20 protein-coding genes and 1 pseudogene are annotated in these 16,023 nt (G+C 66.5%); all 21 read left to right on the forward strand.

Annotated features, from left to right (window positions below):
- Nucleotides 1–155 precede the first annotated feature (155 nt).
- Nucleotides 156–587, forward strand: coding sequence for a P27 family phage terminase small subunit (locus tag DW029_RS09330; RefSeq protein ID WP_118345905.1), 432 nt, complete (start codon nt 156–158; stop codon nt 585–587).
- Nucleotides 584–2,008 carry a terminase large subunit gene (locus DW029_RS09335; protein WP_118345906.1) on the forward strand — a complete coding sequence of 475 codons (1,425 nt, stop codon included), beginning with the start codon at nt 584–586 and terminating at the stop codon, nt 2,006–2,008. Before DW029_RS09330 ends, DW029_RS09335 begins: the two co-directional genes overlap by 4 nt.
- Nucleotides 2,008–3,429: a phage portal protein gene (locus DW029_RS09340; RefSeq protein ID WP_158572657.1), complete on the forward strand. Its 1,422-nt coding sequence runs from the start codon at nt 2,008–2,010 to the stop codon at nt 3,427–3,429. The genes DW029_RS09335 and DW029_RS09340 overlap by 1 nt, the downstream gene beginning before the upstream one ends.
- Nucleotides 3,401–4,489: a DUF6883 domain-containing protein gene (locus DW029_RS09345; RefSeq protein WP_147351912.1), complete on the forward strand. Its 1,089-nt coding sequence runs from the start codon at nt 3,401–3,403 to the stop codon at nt 4,487–4,489. The genes DW029_RS09340 and DW029_RS09345 overlap by 29 nt, the downstream gene beginning before the upstream one ends.
- 10 nt (nt 4,490–4,499) lie before the next feature.
- Entirely contained in the window at nt 4,500–4,661 is a 162-nt protein-coding gene (locus tag DW029_RS11350; protein WP_158572658.1) for a hypothetical protein, read from the forward strand.
- A gap of 180 nt (nt 4,662–4,841) precedes the next feature.
- Complete coding sequence (locus DW029_RS09350) at nt 4,842–5,297, forward strand: hypothetical protein (protein ID WP_118345909.1); 456 nt, start codon at nt 4,842–4,844, stop codon at nt 5,295–5,297.
- 25 nt (nt 5,298–5,322) lie between these two features.
- Nucleotides 5,323–6,210 carry a phage major capsid protein gene (locus DW029_RS09355; protein WP_118345910.1) on the forward strand — a complete coding sequence of 296 codons (888 nt, stop codon included), beginning with the start codon at nt 5,323–5,325 and terminating at the stop codon, nt 6,208–6,210.
- 11 nt (nt 6,211–6,221) lie between these two features.
- Entirely contained in the window at nt 6,222–6,419 is a 198-nt protein-coding gene (locus DW029_RS09360; RefSeq protein WP_118345911.1) for a hypothetical protein, read from the forward strand.
- 2 nt (nt 6,420–6,421) lie between these two features.
- On the forward strand, nt 6,422–6,817 hold the full coding sequence (locus DW029_RS09365) for a Gp19/Gp15/Gp42 family protein (RefSeq protein ID WP_118345912.1): 396 nt from the start codon (nt 6,422–6,424) through the stop codon (nt 6,815–6,817).
- Nucleotides 6,814–7,155 carry a hypothetical protein gene (locus DW029_RS09370; RefSeq protein WP_118345913.1) on the forward strand — a complete coding sequence of 114 codons (342 nt, stop codon included), beginning with the start codon at nt 6,814–6,816 and terminating at the stop codon, nt 7,153–7,155. Before DW029_RS09365 ends, DW029_RS09370 begins: the two co-directional genes overlap by 4 nt.
- A complete protein-coding gene (locus DW029_RS09375) occupies nt 7,148–7,438 on the forward strand; it encodes a hypothetical protein (RefSeq protein ID WP_118345914.1) in 291 nt (96 codons plus the stop codon). The genes DW029_RS09370 and DW029_RS09375 overlap by 8 nt, the downstream gene beginning before the upstream one ends.
- 14 nt (nt 7,439–7,452) lie before the next feature.
- The gene (locus tag DW029_RS09380; protein ID WP_147351913.1) at nt 7,453–7,779 is read left to right on the forward strand and encodes a hypothetical protein; all 327 of its coding nucleotides are present in this window, start codon (nt 7,453–7,455) and stop codon (nt 7,777–7,779) included.
- Nucleotides 7,780–7,788: 9 nt separating this feature from the next.
- Nucleotides 7,789–8,391 (forward strand): hypothetical protein, encoded by a 603-nt coding sequence (locus DW029_RS09385; RefSeq protein WP_118345916.1) that lies wholly within the window; start codon nt 7,789–7,791, stop codon nt 8,389–8,391.
- A complete protein-coding gene (locus DW029_RS09390; RefSeq protein WP_118345917.1) occupies nt 8,391–8,684 on the forward strand; it encodes a hypothetical protein in 294 nt (97 codons plus the stop codon). The genes DW029_RS09385 and DW029_RS09390 overlap by 1 nt, the downstream gene beginning before the upstream one ends.
- Nucleotides 8,685–8,800: 116 nt before the next feature.
- Entirely contained in the window at nt 8,801–9,034 is a 234-nt protein-coding gene (locus DW029_RS09395) for a hypothetical protein (protein ID WP_118345918.1), read from the forward strand.
- A complete protein-coding gene (locus DW029_RS09400; RefSeq protein WP_118345919.1) occupies nt 9,024–11,375 on the forward strand; it encodes a hypothetical protein in 2,352 nt (783 codons plus the stop codon). Before DW029_RS09395 ends, DW029_RS09400 begins: the two co-directional genes overlap by 11 nt.
- Complete coding sequence (locus DW029_RS09405) at nt 11,372–12,070, forward strand: distal tail protein Dit (RefSeq protein WP_118345920.1); 699 nt, start codon at nt 11,372–11,374, stop codon at nt 12,068–12,070. Before DW029_RS09400 ends, DW029_RS09405 begins: the two co-directional genes overlap by 4 nt.
- A 186-nt stretch (nt 12,071–12,256) precedes the next feature.
- Nucleotides 12,257–12,907 (forward strand): annotated as a pseudogene (locus tag DW029_RS11900) (phage tail spike protein); the annotation flags it as partial.
- Nucleotides 12,908–13,025: 118 nt separating this feature from the next.
- Nucleotides 13,026–15,287, forward strand: a complete 2,262-nt coding sequence (locus tag DW029_RS11725) for a hypothetical protein (protein WP_233543850.1) — start codon at nt 13,026–13,028, stop codon at nt 15,285–15,287.
- Nucleotides 15,288–15,303: 16 nt separating this feature from the next.
- Nucleotides 15,304–15,696, forward strand: coding sequence for a hypothetical protein (locus tag DW029_RS09415; RefSeq protein WP_118345922.1), 393 nt, complete (start codon nt 15,304–15,306; stop codon nt 15,694–15,696).
- A 2-nt stretch (nt 15,697–15,698) separates the two neighbouring features.
- Nucleotides 15,699–16,023: BppU family phage baseplate upper protein (locus DW029_RS09420; protein ID WP_118345923.1), on the forward strand; the 325-nt coding region annotated here is incomplete at its 3' end.

Below are 16,023 nucleotides of genomic sequence, written 5' to 3' on the forward strand. Positions count from 1 at the left end.
GCCGCCGATGGCGGGGGGGTATCGCCCCTCCCCGGGGGTGTGCGGACACCCACATGCCGAAGTGCCGATTTCCCCCCGCCCCTTGACCCCAGGGCGGGGGTAGGCCGCGAATCTCACCCGCATCGCACAATGCGGGCACGAGAAAGGAGGCCGTGATGCCGGAGATGCCGGAATCGGTCGCAGCCGACGACTATCAATCGCAGATCTGGGCGAGCGTCACCGCATCGGGGCGCTTCTCAGACGAGGACGCGCCGAACCTCGCGCTGCTGTGCTACTGGCACGCCGTGGCTAAGGCCGCGGAGGATGCCATGAGCAAGGGCAAGTCCGTGAAGGTGCTCGACCCAGTCGGCTACAAGCCCATCAAGGCGAAGAACGGGCGGCATGCCATCATGGAGCGACCGCACCCCGCCGTTTCCGTGCTCAAGCAGGCGACCGCCGAGATTCGCGCGCTCAACGAGCTGCTCGGCCTTTCGCGCAAGGCAGTGCCCATCCAGGTGCCGCAGGCGCGTCCACAGAGCGACGGCGCTAGGGTGTTGAGCCTCATGTTCGCCGACCGCGAGCGCAAGGCCAAGGCGGCCGGCGCATGATGGAGCCGAGGCAGACCCCGACATACGAGGCGAACGTCCCGGAGGACCTCAGCGGCGACGGCGAGATGGCCTGCGAGCTCGCGACCGCCTACTTCGGCGACCCTCTCCCGTGGCAGCCGCACCTGCTCGACGCGATGCTCGCCCGCGACGCGCGCGACAAGTACCTGCTGCGCACGCTGGGCATCTCCATCCCGCGCCAGAACGGAAAGAGCTGGGTCGTGCGCGCCAGGTGCTTCTACGGCGCGCTCAACGGCGAGAAGATCCTGTACACCTGCCAGCACGGCGACACCTCCGACCAGATGTTCAAGGAGCTGTCCCAGCCATTCGAGGACGAGGACGAGACCGAGCTGCACGACCTCCTGCTCGCCGTGCGCAAGACGAACGGGCAGCAGGCCATCAGCCTCAAGAACGGCGGACTCATCCGCTTCACCACCCGCACCAACTCGCTGGCGCGAGGCAAGACCTACGACGTGCTCATCTACGACGAGGCGCAGGAGCTCACGGACACCCAGCAGGCAGCGTCCCTGCCCGCAATCTCGGCGAGCGCGATGCACAACCCTCAGACCATCTACCTCGGAACGCCGCCATGCCCCGACAACGTCGGCACGGTGTTCCGCGATCTCCACGACAGCGTCCACGACGGCGAGTCCGATATGGCCTGGGTCGAGTGGGGCGCTGATGAGATAGGCGACGTCCACGATGAGTCGAGATGGTACGAGTACAACCCGTCCATGGGCACCGTGCTCAACTACGAGGCAGTCAAGGGCGAGTCCGAGCAGATGCAGCCGGACGTGTTCGCGCGCGAGCGCCTCGGATGGTGGGCGAAGACCGGTGGCTCGTACCTTTACGCGCTGTCCTCCGAGAAATGGGACGGGTGCGCATGCGAGGCAGCGCCCACTGGCGGAAAGCTCGCCTTCGGCGTGAAGTTCTCCGTTGACGGCTCCCGCGCCGCGGTGTCCTGGGCGCTCGCCGATAGGGACGGACCGTCCTACGTCGAGCTGTACGACGTGATGGGCGCTTCGGGCGGAACGGCCGCGATCTCGGACATGCTCCTGCGCAACCGAGATGAGATCGCGTGCGTCTGCATCGACGGCAAGTCCGGAGCGGACGCGCTCAAGCGGCGGATGCTCGACGGCGGCTTCAGCAAGTGCGCACTCGAGATGGGAACCCCGGCAATCGTGCAGGCCGCGGCGTCAATGCTCAAAGACGAGGTCGATTCGGGCACGCTCTCGCATATCGAGTCGCCGGCGCTCGACGACTCGGCGCGCAAGTCGCTCAAGCGCGACATAGGCAGGGACGGCTGGGGCTTCGCGGACGGCCCCGACTCCATCGCCGCCCCCATCGAGTCCGCATCTCTCGCCCTATGGGCGGCGAGAACCACGAAACGAGACCCGCGAAGGGAACAGGAGGCCAGCTTCTGATGGCAGCAGTGAACATGGAACTGGCGGGGCAGGTAGCATCCGCCGCAGGCTTGGAGCCGGGCGATGCGGCGCTCGTCCGCGAGCTCATGACCGTATGGCGCGAGCACCGCGCCAGCAACCTCGAGCGCGAGGACTACTACCTCGGGCACGTGTCGGTTAAGGACCTCGGCATCGCCATGCCGGCGAGCCTCGCCAAGAAGATCAACCCGCGCGTGGACTGGCCCCGCAAGGCCGTGCACGCCCTGGCGGACCGCTCCATCTTCAACGGCTTCACCTGCAACGACGAGCAGACCGGCAGGGCGCTCCGCGCCATCTGCGAGTCGAACCAGCTGGAGCGCCTCTACCGCAAGAACCTCATCGGGGAGCTGAAGCACTGCTGCGGCTTCTGGACCGTGACGGACGGCGGCGGCTTCCCGGTCATCTCGGCGTACCCAGCCACCGCGGCGGCGGCGCTCTGGGACGACGCGCGCAAGGCCATCAGGGCGGGCATCGTCGTGGCGGAGTCCAAGAAGATGCCCGGCGACACCGAGCGCGTGCCGACCGTGGTGCACCTGCTCACCGACGACAGCCTCGTGGTGCTCACGCGCGACGGCGGCTCGTGGGCAGCCGAGTACCGCGAGCACTCGATGGGGCGCTGCCTCATGGAGCCGATGGCGCACGGCGCGACTCTCGAGCGCCCCTTCGGCACATCGCGCATCAGCCGCTCCGTGATGAGCATCACCGACGATGCCATCCGCCAGCGCGCCCGCATGGAGGTCGCCGCCGAGGCCGCGACCCTGCCGCAGACGTGGCTGCTGGGCACCTACAAGAAGATGCTCAACGACGGCAACAAGTACGACGCCTCGATGGGCGCGGTCAACGAGATCACCAAAGACCCCGACGGCGACAAGCCCACGGTCTGGCAGTCCGCGCAGCTGCAGATGGCCCCGCTCACGGAGTACCTGCGCCAGCTCGCCTGCCAGATGTCGGCCGTGACCAACGTGCCGGTGAGCTTCTTCGGCGTGTCCAACGACAACCCGTCCTCCTCGGACGCCATCGCCGCGTCCCTCGAGCCCCTGGTCATCGACGCGAAGAACCTCAACCGCGACAACGGCACGGCGCTGCGCAACGTGGCCTACATGGCGCTCGCCGTGGCGAACGGCACCGACTTCGCCACCGAGCGCGACGCGGGCCACGAGATCAACCCGCGGTTCCTCAGCCCGGCATACCCGTCCACGGTGAGCCTTTCCGACGCGCTGCTCAAGCAGGTGCAGGCGCTCCCGAAGCTCGCCAACTCAACGGTCGCCTACGAGATGCTCGACTACACGGACGAGCAGATCCAGCGCATCGAGTCGGACGCCCGCAAGTCGGAGGCGCGCCAGATCGTCAACGCCATGGTGGGCGGAGGCGAGGATGGTACTGACCAGGCAGGCGCTCAGTGAGTACGACGCGCGCATCCAGAAGCTGGGCGACGCCGCGTACGACACGGTGTACAGGCGCGTGACCCAATTCATGAAGAGGTTCCCCGGCTCATCCGTCGAGAGGGTGCGCGACTTCACCATCGAGTCCGTCTCATACGCCGTCTCGGTCTACGGGGACGCGGCCGCTACATGCGCCGCCGACCTCTACGACGAGATGGCCGAGGCGTCGGGGGCGAAGCTGCCGCCGGCCATTCTCGACACCTCGGACGTTTCCAAATATATCGAGAACGAGGTGCGCTACCAGGCGGGCAAGCTCATCGCCGGAAAGGGCGTAGAGTTCGCCGACGCCGCCGCCGCGAAGGCGACCGATCAGGTATCCCGCCGCGCCAACGAGACCATGCGCCGCAATGCCAAGCGCGACGGCCTGCGCTACGCGCGCGTGCCAATGGGCGGCGAGACGTGCACCTTCTGCATCATGCTCGCCAGCCGAGGCTTCGTCTACAAGAGCGCGAAGACCGCCGGCGAGGGGAACCACTTCCACGCGCACTGCCGCTGCAAGGTCGTGCCGCAGTTCGACAAGAGGGGCCGAGAGACCAAGGTCGAGGGCTACGACCCCGACGAGCTGCTCGACAGGTGGAATAAGTTCGAGCAGATCGACGGGATGAGGGGGGCGGACGGGAAACCGGTCTCGGAGTTCGACAGGAGGGTGCTGAAAATAGCGTACGCGGACAAGCGCATCGACTATGAGAAGGTCTTGCGCTCCGTTGAGACGCACAGCATAGCAGCGCCCAAACTCGAGAGGTATGCGCTATCGCAGAGCGGCGACGCGAACAAGGCGAGGGCCTTCGAGGGCTATCTCGGATACACCGACAGGGACGCCGCGGTCGTCGGGGCGCTGGTTTATGAGCACGTCGCATCGAACCCTCCCGAGTACAGGGACACTACCCCTCACGGGGACAGGTACACCACGAGGATGAGGATGGCGGGCAAGGACGGGAAGAGCGCCGATGTGAAGGTCGGCTGGATAAAGGAAGACGGAGCGGTTAAGATGAGACTGACGACGATATTTGTCGATGAATAGGGAGGCGGTCATGAGGGAGTACGACGAGGTCATCGTTCCGGATGGCCGCAGGGGACACATCATCGAGATATTCGAGAACGGTGACTGTCTGGTCGAGTTCGAGACGCCCGACGGTCCGGATAAGTATGACGACGAGTTCTTCGAGGCCGAAGACATAACGCCAACAGACTAACGACAGCAGCAAAGCCGCCCACGGGCGGCTTTTTTCATGCCGAAAAACGCCAAACAAGCCAAATCTCACGCCTGTCGGACACTTCCCGGGACAGGGGCCGCACGGCCCCGAAACGCACATCTACCGGGTTTGGCCGCACGGCCTGCCCAACGGGCCGCACGGTCCGGGAAAGGACGCGACATGGCAGAGGAACAGACCGGCACCGCCGAGGTCGACGAGACGACCGAGACGGAGGAGCCCGACTACAAGGCGCTCTACGAGGCCGAGAAGGCGCACTCCCGCAAGTGGGAGAAGCAGGCCAAGGCCAACAAGGGGGCCGCGACGGCCCTGAACGAGGCGACCGAGGCGAAGAAGAGCGCCGACGAGAAGATCGCGGAGCTCGAGAAGCGACTCGACGCCAAGGAGAAGGCCGAGTCGCGAGCCAAGACCGCCGCCAAGGTCGCGCAGGAGAAGGGAGTCCCCGCCGAGCTCATCGTCGGCGAGGACGAGGAGAGCATGGCCGCATGGTGCGACAAGATGCTCGCCGCATTCAAGACAAAGCCCGCGCCGCGAGTGGAGAAGCCCGGCAGCTTCGACAAGGGCGGCAAGGGCGGGGACGAGGCGCTGCGAGACTTCGCCAAGCGCCTCCTGAAGTAAGCCAAACCCGAAGAAAGGCACAGAAATGGCTGCAAACGACACCAAGAAAATCACGCTGCCGTCCAGCGTGGTCTCCACCATCATCGGCAAGGTGAAGGACACCTCCACCATCGCCACGCTGAGCCCCAGCACGCCGCAGAAGTTCGCAGACACGACCTACCTCGTGTTCAACCCGACCGCAGAGGCCGAGGTCGTCGCCGAGGGCGGCAGGAAGTCCGGCTCCGAGATCTCCACCGACCCCGTGGTCGCAAAGCGCGCCAAGATCGTCACGACCACGCGCGTCTCCGACGAGCTGAAGTGGGCCGACGAGGACAACCAGCTGGAGATCATCTCCAATATCATCGCCGACCAGACCGCCGCCGCGGGCCGCGCCCTGGACTACATCCTCTACCACGCCATCAACCCCAAGACCGGCCTCGCGCTCAACGGCTACACCGCCCTGACCGCGGACGAGAGCGTCCATAGCGTCACCAAGACCGACTCCCCGGTCGACGACATCGACTCCCTCTCCGACGCGCTGCTCGACTACGGCATCAACGGCATCGCCATGAGCCGCCAGTTCGCCTCCGAGTTGCGCAAGCTGCGCGTCCCGGCCACTGGACAGCGCCTGTACCCCGAGGTGCCGCTGTCCCTCAACGTCGGCAACCTCGACGGCATCCCCGCCGCCGTGTCCGGCACCGTGAACGGCCGCCTCGCCAAGACCCCGACCAAGGTCTCCGCCATCATGGGCGACTTCTCCGCCATCAAGTGGGGCATGGTCCGCGACATCACCGCCGAGGTCATCGAGTACGGCGATCCCGACAACACCGGCCAGGACCTGAAGGGCTACAACCAGATCGCCTACCGCACCGAGGCTGTCCTGGCATACGCGGTACTCGACCCGAAGGCCTTCGCCGTCCTCAAGAGCGCCTAGGGGGTACCGAGATGGCTCAGCTAGTCCAGAAATTCATCGTGGAGGACGCGTGCAAGGCGTCCAGCATCCTCCCGCAGCACGTGGCGCTCGTGTCCCCCGAGGGGGAGGCGCTCGTGCTGCCCAAGAAGGTCGCCAACCCCGGCGCCAGCCCGACCGTCGCGAAGGTCGTGCAGGCCCTCGTCGACGCCGGGATCATGGAGGCCCAGTAGCCATGGCCGCGCTCGCCAGCGTCGACGACTACAAGGCCCGCTACGGCGAGCCCGCGGACGAGGCCCGCACCGGGGTGCTGCTGCAGGACGCATCCGACCTGATGCTCGCGGCATACGAGGACCGAATCGGCGACTACATCGAGGGGGCGTGCCCGGCATTCGACCGCGCCGCCCCCGCCGTGTGCTGCCTGCTCGTCAACCGCGTGCTCTCGGCACCGTCCGCGATGGCGGGCGCCACGCAGTACAGCCAGGGGGCCGGAGGCTACACCGCATCGGTGACCTACGGCTCGGCGCTCGGCGAGATGTACCTGGGCAAGAGCGACCTGAGGCGCCTCGGGCTCACGGGTCAGGCGCTCGGGGCGCTCACGCCTCTGGAGAGGGGAGGAGTGGCCGAATGATGTGCCTCATCTCCGGCGAGACCGTGACCGTGCGCAATGCGGTCCGGTCGCTCGACGAGCTGGGCGAGCCTACCGGCGAGACGGTGACCGAGGTAGCGGTCGACAACGTCGTGGTCTGCCCCGGCGCGACCGCCGACCTCGACTCGACGCGCCCGAACGGCGTGACGGTCGCCTACACGCTGTGCTTTCCGAAGGGCGCGGACGTGTCCCTGAAGGACGCGACCGTCACGGTGCGCGGCACCGACTACAAGGTGGTCGGAGACCCCAAGCGATACACCGCGGCCAACACGCCCGGCCCCTGGGACCTCACCTGCGAGGTGACCCGAACCGATGGCTAAGGCGAAGTGCGAGGTCAAGATCAAGGACTTCAAGTGGAACCGCGGCGGATACGCCGAGGTCATGAACGGCGGGGGAGTGCAGGGCATGCTCGACCAGAAGGCCGACGCCGCGGTCGCGTCCGCCAACGCATCGCTGCCGCAGAAGTACGGCGGGGACGGCTACGGGGCCGAGACCATCGGCGGAAAGCTCGCGAAGGGCCGACTCATATACGCGGTGAGCAAGCACGCGCGCGCAAGCGAGCGCAGGCACAACCGCCTGCAGGCAATCTTCGGAGGTGACTGATGGACATCGAGAGGGTGGTCGCCAAGCGACTCATGGACGCGACCGGAATCAAGTGCGTGCTGGACGTTCAGCGCGAGAGACCCGACGAGTTCGTCCAGGTCACCCTCGCCGCCACGGGTGCCACGCGCTTCATCCAGTCGCCGCGAGTGCTCGCCACGTCGTGGGCGAAGACCCGCAGGCGCGCACGCGAGATAGCGGAAGCCGTCGAGCGGGCGTGCGCCGCCATCGAGGACGAGCCGAACGTGTTCTCCGCCGTGCCCGACGGCACCTACCGGTGGGACGACCCCGACACGGGGACTCCCAGATACCAGACGAACATCAACCTGACCATCTGCGAATAAGGAGCAATCATGGCAGAAAGCAACACCAACAACGTCGCCAACGTCTCCAGCGCCAAGGGAGTCAAGGGCGGCTACATCTTCACCGCCCTCGCGGGGACGGCGCTGCCGAACGACTACAAGACCGCGCTGCCCGCGGCGTGGAAATGCCTCGGATACCTCAGCGAGGACGGCTACGTCGAGACGCTCGACACCGACTCCGAGGACATCAAGGACATGAACGGTGACCTTATCGCCTCGCCCCAGACCTCCCGCGTCGAGAGCGCGCAGCTCACGTTCGCCGAGATTAAGGCCGCGACCCTCAAGGTCATGTACGGCTCCGACAACGTCACCGACGAGGACGGCATGATCACCGTCAAGCACAACGGCAACTCCGACGAGACGTGGCCGGCCGTGCTCGAGCTCGTCCTGAAGGACGGACGCCGCTGGCGCAAGGTCGTGCCGCTCGCCCAGTCCTCCGAGCTGGACGACCTCACCCTCGCCGTGGGCGAGCTCGCCGCGCGCGCCATCACTGTCAAGTACCTCACCGACGAGAACGGCAACACCTGCTACGACTACATCCAGTCCACCGAGACCGCGACAGCCAATGCCGCCGAGACTGCGGAGGACAAGTAATGACCGAGCTCACATTCACCATTCCGGGCATCGAGGGGGAGTTCACCGCGGACTACGACGAGCTCACCTCCTACAAGACCAACAAGCAGTTCGCCAAGAGCGAGACAGAGCCCGCCGGCATGTTTGATGCATTCGAGCGCGTGTTTGCCGGACATGACGAGGAGTACATGGAGCGCCTCGGCGGCTCCGTCGAGTCCACCGGCACGCTGATGCGGGCCGCGTTCGAGGCGGCGAAGGCAAAAAACTCCCCGGCTTCGTCCTCGAGCTCGAAGGGCACCGCGCAGAAGTCGTAGCGGACTTCCGCCAGTACTACGGCATCGACCTGCCGCTCGAGGGCGGACCGGACGACCTCCGGCGCGCCGCCCTCCTGTGGGAGCAACTGCCGGAGGAGTCCAGGTGCGCCAGGCGCATGTGCCCCGAGCTCAAGTGGAGCAACGAGATGTACATGCTCTGGCGCATCGAGCACCAGCTGCGCAGCCTCGCGTGGGGCCTGAGCGACAAGAAGCACCGCTCCCCGCAGGAGCCGCAGCCGCTGAAGACGCCCGGCGAGCTCGCCGAGCTCAAGAGGCATCAGCGCAACGCCCTCGCGAACAGGGCGGAAATCGACGAGATTCTAGGGTTAGGAGGACGGGATGGCGACTAAGGGCGCTACCAGCGTAGGCTCGGCGTGCATCACGCTCATGCCGTCCATGGACGGCTTCGCCGGCAAGATTTGCTCTGAATTTGGAAGCACCGGATCGAAGGCCGGCAAGTCATTCGGCGACTCGATGGCATCCGGCATGGACGGCGGGGTCAAGCGCTCCAGCGGCCTTCTGGGCGGGCTCGGCACCGTCGCCAGGGGCGTGGGCACCGTCGCCGCGGCGGGCATGGGTGCGCTCACGACCGCCGTGACCGCAATCGGCGGCGCGGCACTCTCCGCCTATGCCGACTACGAGCAGCTGGTCGGCGGCGTCGACACGCTCTTCGGGTCGGCCTCCGGCACGCTGCAGGGCTACGCGGCCGAAGCCTACAGGACGTGCGGCATGTCTGCCAACCAGTACATGGAGCAGGCGACGAGCTTCGCCGCATCGCTCGTGAGCTCGTGCGGCGGCGACGTGGCCAAGGCCGCCGAGTCCGCCAACACCGCCATGGGCGACATGGCGGACAACGTCAACAAGATGGGCTCGGACATGGCTGACGTCCAGAACGCCTACCAGGGCTTCGCAAAGCAAAATTACACCATGCTCGACAACCTGAAGCTCGGCTACGGCGGCACGAAGTCCGAGATGGAGCGACTCATCGCGGACGCCAACAAGCTGCGCGCGGCCCAGGGCAAGAACGCCGACCTCACCATCGACAGCTACGCCGACGTGGTCGAGGCCATCCACACGGTGCAGGAGGAGATGGGCATCACCGGCACGACCTCCAATGAGGCCGCGACGACCATCTCCGGCTCCATCGGCATGGCCAAGGCCGCCTGGGAGAACTTCCTCACCGGCCTGGGACGAGACGACGTGGACTTCTCGGTCCTCACCGAGCAGCTGCTCACGTCCGTCGGCGCGGTCGCCAAGAACATCGCGCCGCGCGTCGCGCAGATCGGGCAGGGCATCATCGAGGCCTTCCCCGCGGCGCTCTCCGGCATCGCGTCGGTGCTCACGCCAATCGTGTCCGAGGCTCTCGCCACGGCGTGGAACATCGCCGTCGGGGCGCTCGAGGGCATCGGGATCAAGCTGCCGAAGGTCGACTCCTCGCAGATATGCTCGGCGCTGCAGGCCATCCTGGGCGTGGCCACGTCCGTCGGCAACGGCATCAGGGCGGCAATCGAGTTTATCGCACCGCTCATCGCCCCCATCGGCGCGGCGCTGCTCAACCTCGCGCAGACGGTCCTGCCGGTGCTCTCCACGGGCATCCAGGTGGTGCTCGGCATCGTGCAGGCGCTGTCTCCGGTCATCGGCTTTCTGGTCACTGCCATCGCGGACGTGGTGGCGACCGTCTCGCAGCTCGTCGCCATTGCCATGCCCGCCGTGCAGTCCGTGCTGTCTGCGGTACTGGCGGCGATGCCGCTCATCCAGGGCGCCATCCAGGTGGCGATGGGCATAATCTCGGCCGTATGGGATGCCGTCTGGCCGGCCATCGAAAGCGTGCTCACCGGAGTGATGACCGCGATCTCCACCGCGGTGCAGGTCGCCATGGCCGTCGTGCAGGCCGTTATAACAACGGTCACCGCGGCAATCAACGGCGATTGGGATGCCGTCTGGAACGCTATCTTCGACCTCGCCGAGGTTGTCTGGGGCAAGATCAAGTTCACGGTGACGTCTGCGATCAACCAGGTGAATGGCGTGATCAGCTCCGTGCTCAACGGCATCAGCTCGACGTGGTCGAGCATGTGGGAGAGCATCAAGAGCGCCTGCTCGTCCATCTGGGAGGGCATCAAGTCGGCCGCGTCCAGTGGAATCAACTCCGTATACACGACGGTGACGGGGATCAAGGACAAGATCGTGGGCTTCTTCTCCGGTGCCGGCTCGTGGCTCGTCAGCTCCGGCAAGGCAATCCTCAACGGCCTCAAGAGCGGCATCGAGTCCGCAATCGGCTCCGTCACGTCGGCGGTGTCCGGCGCGGTCTCCAAGATTCGCTCGTACTTCCCGTTCTCGCCGGCTAAGGTCGGCCCCTTCTCCGGCCACGGCTACACAACCTTCTCGGGCAAGGCCCTCATGCAGGGCTGGGCACAGGGCATCGGCTCCGGCACGGGTTCCGTTGCTTCCGCAATCAGCGCGGCCATGGACACCGCGCAGACGATGCTCTCGACCGGCCTCACCGTCGCCCCGGTCGCGTCGTACGCCGCTGCGAGTCCGGAGGATGGCCGCGGCGACGCGCTCGACGGCATCCTGGCCGTCCTCGAGCAGATCCGCGACAAGGACGGGAACGTGTACATCGACTCCGAGCGCCTGTCCTCCGCCATGGCCATGCGCGGCAGGCACACGCTCGCAGGGAGGGGGCTCGCATGATATTCGGAGGAATCGACCTTGGTGAGTACCTGACCGTGACCGCGGTGACGAGGCCGCTCGCCCCGAAGGTGAGACTCGACGAGACCGCGGTGCCCGGCATGGACGGCGCCCACGTCCGCGACTCGGGCCTCGAGCCGGTCGAGATCTCGGTCGACTGCAACATCATCGGCGGCACCGTCGCCGATGTCGCCGCCGCCAGGGACGCCATCGCCGCGGCTCTGTGCGGCGGCGAGCGGAAGCTGGTGCTCGACGACGCCCCGGGCCGCTACGTCATGGCCAGGTACAAGGGCGGCTCGGAGCAGTCGCGCAACGCGCACATGCCGGGTCTCACGCTTGAGTTCTACTGTGCAGACCCGGCGGCGTACGGACGGCACCGCACCGAGCAGGTGACTGCGACGCAGAGGCCGGTGTCCGCCGGCGGCAACTACAGGGCGCGCCCGACTGTGACCTGTAGGCCGCCAGCGGGCTCCAGCTGGACGCTGACGAACGTCACGACCGGGCGGTACGTCCGGGTCGAGGCGCCGTTCAGCGGCTCCCAGACCGTCGTGCTCGACATGCGGTCGGAGCGCTGCACGGTAAACGGGGCCGACTGGCCCGTCACGGTCGAGAGCGACTTCTTCGCCCTGGCCGGGACACAGAACATCAAGACGAGCGGCGGCACCGCCACGCTCGAATGGGAGGAGAGGTGGCTCTAGGTGCGTATTGACGTGTACACGTGGCAGGACGCCTACGTGTCGACCATCGGCGCCGACGAGCTGCTCTCCCTCGTCCACACGGACGAGCTCAACGGCGAGGACTCCGTGGACATCGCCACGACGTTCCCGCTGCGCCAGGGATACCGCCTCGTGTGGTCGGACCGCCTCGGCAAGGCGCACGAGCACGTGTGCCAAGACCCGAAGGGGCTCCACGCGGGCGGCGAGACGATCTATACGGACACCGCGCTCGACTCGGTCTGCGAGCTGTACGGCGATTACATCGAGGACAAGCGGCCGCACGGATACGGCTTCCTCCAGGCCCTCAACGTCTGCCTGGAGCCGACGCGCTGGGAGGCGGGCGCCGTCGACCAGCCCGGCACCGTGGACGCGGGCCTGACCTTCTACCACACATCCTCGCGCGAGGCGCTCCAGTCAATCCTGAAGTGTGGCGGCGAGCTGGAGACCGAGATCGCCGTCTCCGGCGGCAGGGTCGTATCCCGCAAGGTCTGCATCCGCTCGCACCGAGGCGAGAAGGGCGGACACCGCCGGTTCAGCTACACGAAGGACCTGGTGTCGGTCTCTCGCACCGAGCACTACGGCGCCATCACCGCCTGCTACGGCTACGGCAAGGGCGTCGAGACCGATGCCGGCGGCTACGGCCGCAAGCTGACGTTCGGCGACATCAACAACGGGAAGAACTACGTCGAGGACGCCGCAGCGCTCAAGCTCTACGGCCGCCCGGACGGAAAGGGCGGCCGAGCGCACGTGTTCGGCCAGTTCGAGGACTCGGACTGCGAGGACGCCGCCACGCTCCTGTCGGAGACGACGGCCTACCTCGACGCGCACAAGGAGCCGGGCCTTACCTACGAGGCCGACGCCGTCGACCTCGTCCAGTTCGGGCGCGGCTGGGAGGGCGTCGCCGTCGCTGCGATGCTCCGGCCGCGTCACCAAGCTCGTGACCGACGAGCTCGCCGGCACGGTGCGCGTGACGCTCGGCAACATCACCGAGACCATGACCGACATCTGGCTCGCCCAGCAGCAGAAGGTCTCGAGCCTGTCCAAGCGCTCATCGGGCTGGGACGTCGCCGCGTCGACGCCGCCCGCATACCTCCAGCAGGTTGTCGACGGGCTCAACGCCCAGTTCAACCTCAACGGCAACAGCTACACGTTCACCAGCTTCGAGCAGGGGACCATCTACGCCTCCGTACCGCTCGATGCCAGCGGCCGCTCGACCACGGGCAAGGGGAGCGCCATGCAGCTGTGCTCGCAGGGCTTCCGCATCGCCCCCGGCTGCAAGGCCGACGGCTCGTGGGACTGGCGCACCTTCGGCACCGGCGACGGCTTCACCGCCGACCTGATCACCGTCGGCACGCTGATGGGCGACCTCATCAAGGCCGGCACCATCCAGGACAGGACCGGCCGCAACTACTGGAACCTCGACACAGGGGACTTCCACCTCGCACCTGGCGCCCAACTCGGCGGCAAGGACATCGCAACAACTGACGCCGTCATAAAGTCCGTCGACGTCGAGTACGCGCAGGGCGAATCCCGCACCATGGCGCCGACTGCAGGCTGGGGGACAGATGCCCCGGATTGGGCGGACGGCAAATACATCTGGACGCGCACGAAGACCGTCATGCAGTCGGGCGACGCGACGTACTCAGACCCAGTCTGCATCAGCGGGGCGGACGGCCAACAGGGCGCCTCGGGCAGGGGCATCACCGCCATCTTCGAGCAGTACTACCTGTCGACCAGCAACACGGCCCAGGTCAACGGCAGCTGGAGCTCCCAGCAGCCGGCGTGGGGCAAGGGCAAGTACATCTGGACGCGCAGCAAGATCGCGTGGACGGACGGCACCGTGAGCTATACCGCGCCATGCCTGGCCAATGCGGTCAACGGGGCGAACCAGATGGCCGGAAGCGCCATCAAGTCGGTCGTCAAGCTGTATGCCAAGAACATGAGCGACACGGTGCCGCCGACTAACGCATGGAACCCCGAGTATGGCTGGTCTGAGCAGCTGCCGGAATGGAGCGACGGCTACTTCATCTGGTCGATGGAGCGCGTCACCATGGGCGACGGCTCAGTGCGCTACTCCACGCCGGTGCTCGAAAGCGCGTACAACAAGGCGTGCCAGGCCTCGCACGACGTGCAGAGCTCGCTCGGGGACCTCGACGGCACGATCAAGGACGCGACGAGGGACGGTATCGTCACCGAGGCCGAGAAGGCGGCGGTGAAGAAGGCCATGCAGGACGTCGACAAGGAGCGCGAGGAGGCGGGCGACCAGTACAGGACGCTCAAGGCGAACAGCGCGCTTAATTCGCAGTACGTATCTAAAGTCCTCACGCCGAAATACACGGCGGCATTCGGCTCGACTGCCGAGGGGGGCACGTACGGAGAGTACTGCGACCGCGTCAACGACGTGCTCAAGTGCAAGACCGCCGGGGAGCTCGAGACGGCGATGCTCGAGTACGACACCGCCTACAGCGCCTACTCGACGGCCGTGAAGGAGTACGCCTCCGCCGCGACGGCAGCGCAGCACGCAATCGAGCAGAAGGGTGCCAAGGACTATGCCGACGGCATCCTGAGCGCCTACGACGAGCAGCTCGGGCAGCAGGAGATCTTCAACCGCTTGACCAACAACGGCGCGACGCAGGGCGTCTACATGGAGAGCGGAAAGCTCTACATCAACGCGAGCTACATGTCCGCCGGCACCATCGCAGACGCAAAGGGCCGCAACAGCTGGAACCTCAAGACCGGCGTGCTGACGACCAACTACATGACCGCGAACAACGTCACGGCCACGGGCACGTTCCGCTGCGGCAGCAGCAACTACTACACGATGCTCAACTCCACCGGGCAGATGGCCGGCTACAGGCCGACGACGAGCGGGTCGACCGCAGACCCGAGCTCGCAGCCCGCCAGCAAGGTAGCCTACATCGACTTCACCTCTTCGACGTACAACAACGTCGACAAGAGGACCTACTACGGCATCCAGATGCAGGCGCAGGGCAGCATCCGCATCTCGTCCCCGAGCGTCTCGACGGCGGCGACATCCAGCACGAGCGTCACGACCACCACCGGTCGCACCGGGACGATCTCGCAGCAGATAGTGTCGTCCGTGCGCGACAACGGCAACAGCATCAGCTGGACGTACGGCAACTTCAATCTGGGCGTGATAAACGGGCTGATCACGTCGGTCGGCCTCGTAGGAACTTGATGGAAAGGATCAAGAAGTGTCTCAAATCGTCGATTACCTCATCCACGACCCCGTCGGCAACGTCGAGGGCCAGCTCGGGGACTATGACCCCGTCCGCCTCGAGGAGGCCGAGAAGAACGGCATGGTCTTCATCGCCGTCATGGACGACGGCGAGCGCAGGCTCGTGAAGGCCGCCGACGTGAGCGAGCCGAAGCAGCAGAACCAGTACTTCACCGTGGCGAAACCCGAGTACGTCGATGAGCGCACGAAGGCCACGGTCGCCGTCTTCGACGCCGTGGCAGCGATCATCGACCCGCAGCCGGCGACGGCGGACGAGTCCGGTGAGGCCGCCCAGCAGGCCGACCCCGTCGAGACGTTCAGGTCGGCCCTCGCCGCGCTCAGGGCGCTCGAGGAAGATGGGAGGGAGTAGGCATGGAGCAATCCATCAGGCTCGACGTCGGCAAGCGCGCCGAGCCGTGCGGGGGCGTAGAGATCGCACCGCTGCGACGGGGCGAGCGCGGGAACGTCACCCTGTCCGTGGCGGTGACGGCCCGCGGCGAGCCGTACGACCTCTCGGGCAAGACGGCGTGCCTCGTCGGAACGACGGCGGACGGCAAGCTCGTCGGCCCGTACCCGCTCGACATAGTCGACGCGGCCTCGGGCTCGGCGCGCATGACGCTGCCGGAGGCGATGTGCTCGGCCGCCGGCATGACCTGTGTCAAGATTTCGGACACGGAATTGAGAGGAATCATGCTGC

The organism is Collinsella sp. AF38-3AC (assembly GCF_003474365.1).
Classification (GTDB): Bacteria; Actinomycetota; Coriobacteriia; order Coriobacteriales; family Coriobacteriaceae; genus Collinsella.

What these genes read in the sequence shown, in the direction of transcription:
- DW029_RS09355 (WP_118345910.1), top strand. Translation starts at nt 5,323, where the DNA reads ATGGCTGCAAACGACACCAAGAAAATCACGCTGCCGTCCAGCGTGGTC.
- DW029_RS09370 (WP_118345913.1), top strand. Translation starts at nt 6,814, where the DNA reads ATGATGTGCCTCATCTCCGGCGAGACCGTGACCGTGCGCAATGCGGTC.
- DW029_RS09360 (WP_118345911.1), top strand. Translation starts at nt 6,222, where the DNA reads ATGGCTCAGCTAGTCCAGAAATTCATCGTGGAGGACGCGTGCAAGGCG.
- DW029_RS09375 (WP_118345914.1), top strand. Translation starts at nt 7,148, where the DNA reads ATGGCTAAGGCGAAGTGCGAGGTCAAGATCAAGGACTTCAAGTGGAAC.
- DW029_RS09395 (WP_118345918.1), top strand. Translation starts at nt 8,801, where the DNA reads ATGTGCCCCGAGCTCAAGTGGAGCAACGAGATGTACATGCTCTGGCGC.
- DW029_RS09340 (WP_158572657.1), top strand. Translation starts at nt 2,008, where the DNA reads ATGGCAGCAGTGAACATGGAACTGGCGGGGCAGGTAGCATCCGCCGCA.
- DW029_RS09400 (WP_118345919.1), top strand. Translation starts at nt 9,024, where the DNA reads ATGGCGACTAAGGGCGCTACCAGCGTAGGCTCGGCGTGCATCACGCTC.
- DW029_RS09335 (WP_118345906.1), top strand. Translation starts at nt 584, where the DNA reads ATGATGGAGCCGAGGCAGACCCCGACATACGAGGCGAACGTCCCGGAG.
- DW029_RS11350 (WP_158572658.1), top strand. Translation starts at nt 4,500, where the DNA reads ATGAGGGAGTACGACGAGGTCATCGTTCCGGATGGCCGCAGGGGACAC.
- DW029_RS09345 (WP_147351912.1), top strand. Translation starts at nt 3,401, where the DNA reads ATGGTACTGACCAGGCAGGCGCTCAGTGAGTACGACGCGCGCATCCAG.
- DW029_RS09330 (WP_118345905.1), top strand. Translation starts at nt 156, where the DNA reads ATGCCGGAGATGCCGGAATCGGTCGCAGCCGACGACTATCAATCGCAG.
- DW029_RS09385 (WP_118345916.1), top strand. Translation starts at nt 7,789, where the DNA reads ATGGCAGAAAGCAACACCAACAACGTCGCCAACGTCTCCAGCGCCAAG.
- DW029_RS09350 (WP_118345909.1), top strand. Translation starts at nt 4,842, where the DNA reads ATGGCAGAGGAACAGACCGGCACCGCCGAGGTCGACGAGACGACCGAG.
- DW029_RS09365 (WP_118345912.1), top strand. Translation starts at nt 6,422, where the DNA reads ATGGCCGCGCTCGCCAGCGTCGACGACTACAAGGCCCGCTACGGCGAG.
- DW029_RS09405 (WP_118345920.1), top strand. Translation starts at nt 11,372, where the DNA reads ATGATATTCGGAGGAATCGACCTTGGTGAGTACCTGACCGTGACCGCG.
- DW029_RS09390 (WP_118345917.1), top strand. Translation starts at nt 8,391, where the DNA reads ATGACCGAGCTCACATTCACCATTCCGGGCATCGAGGGGGAGTTCACC.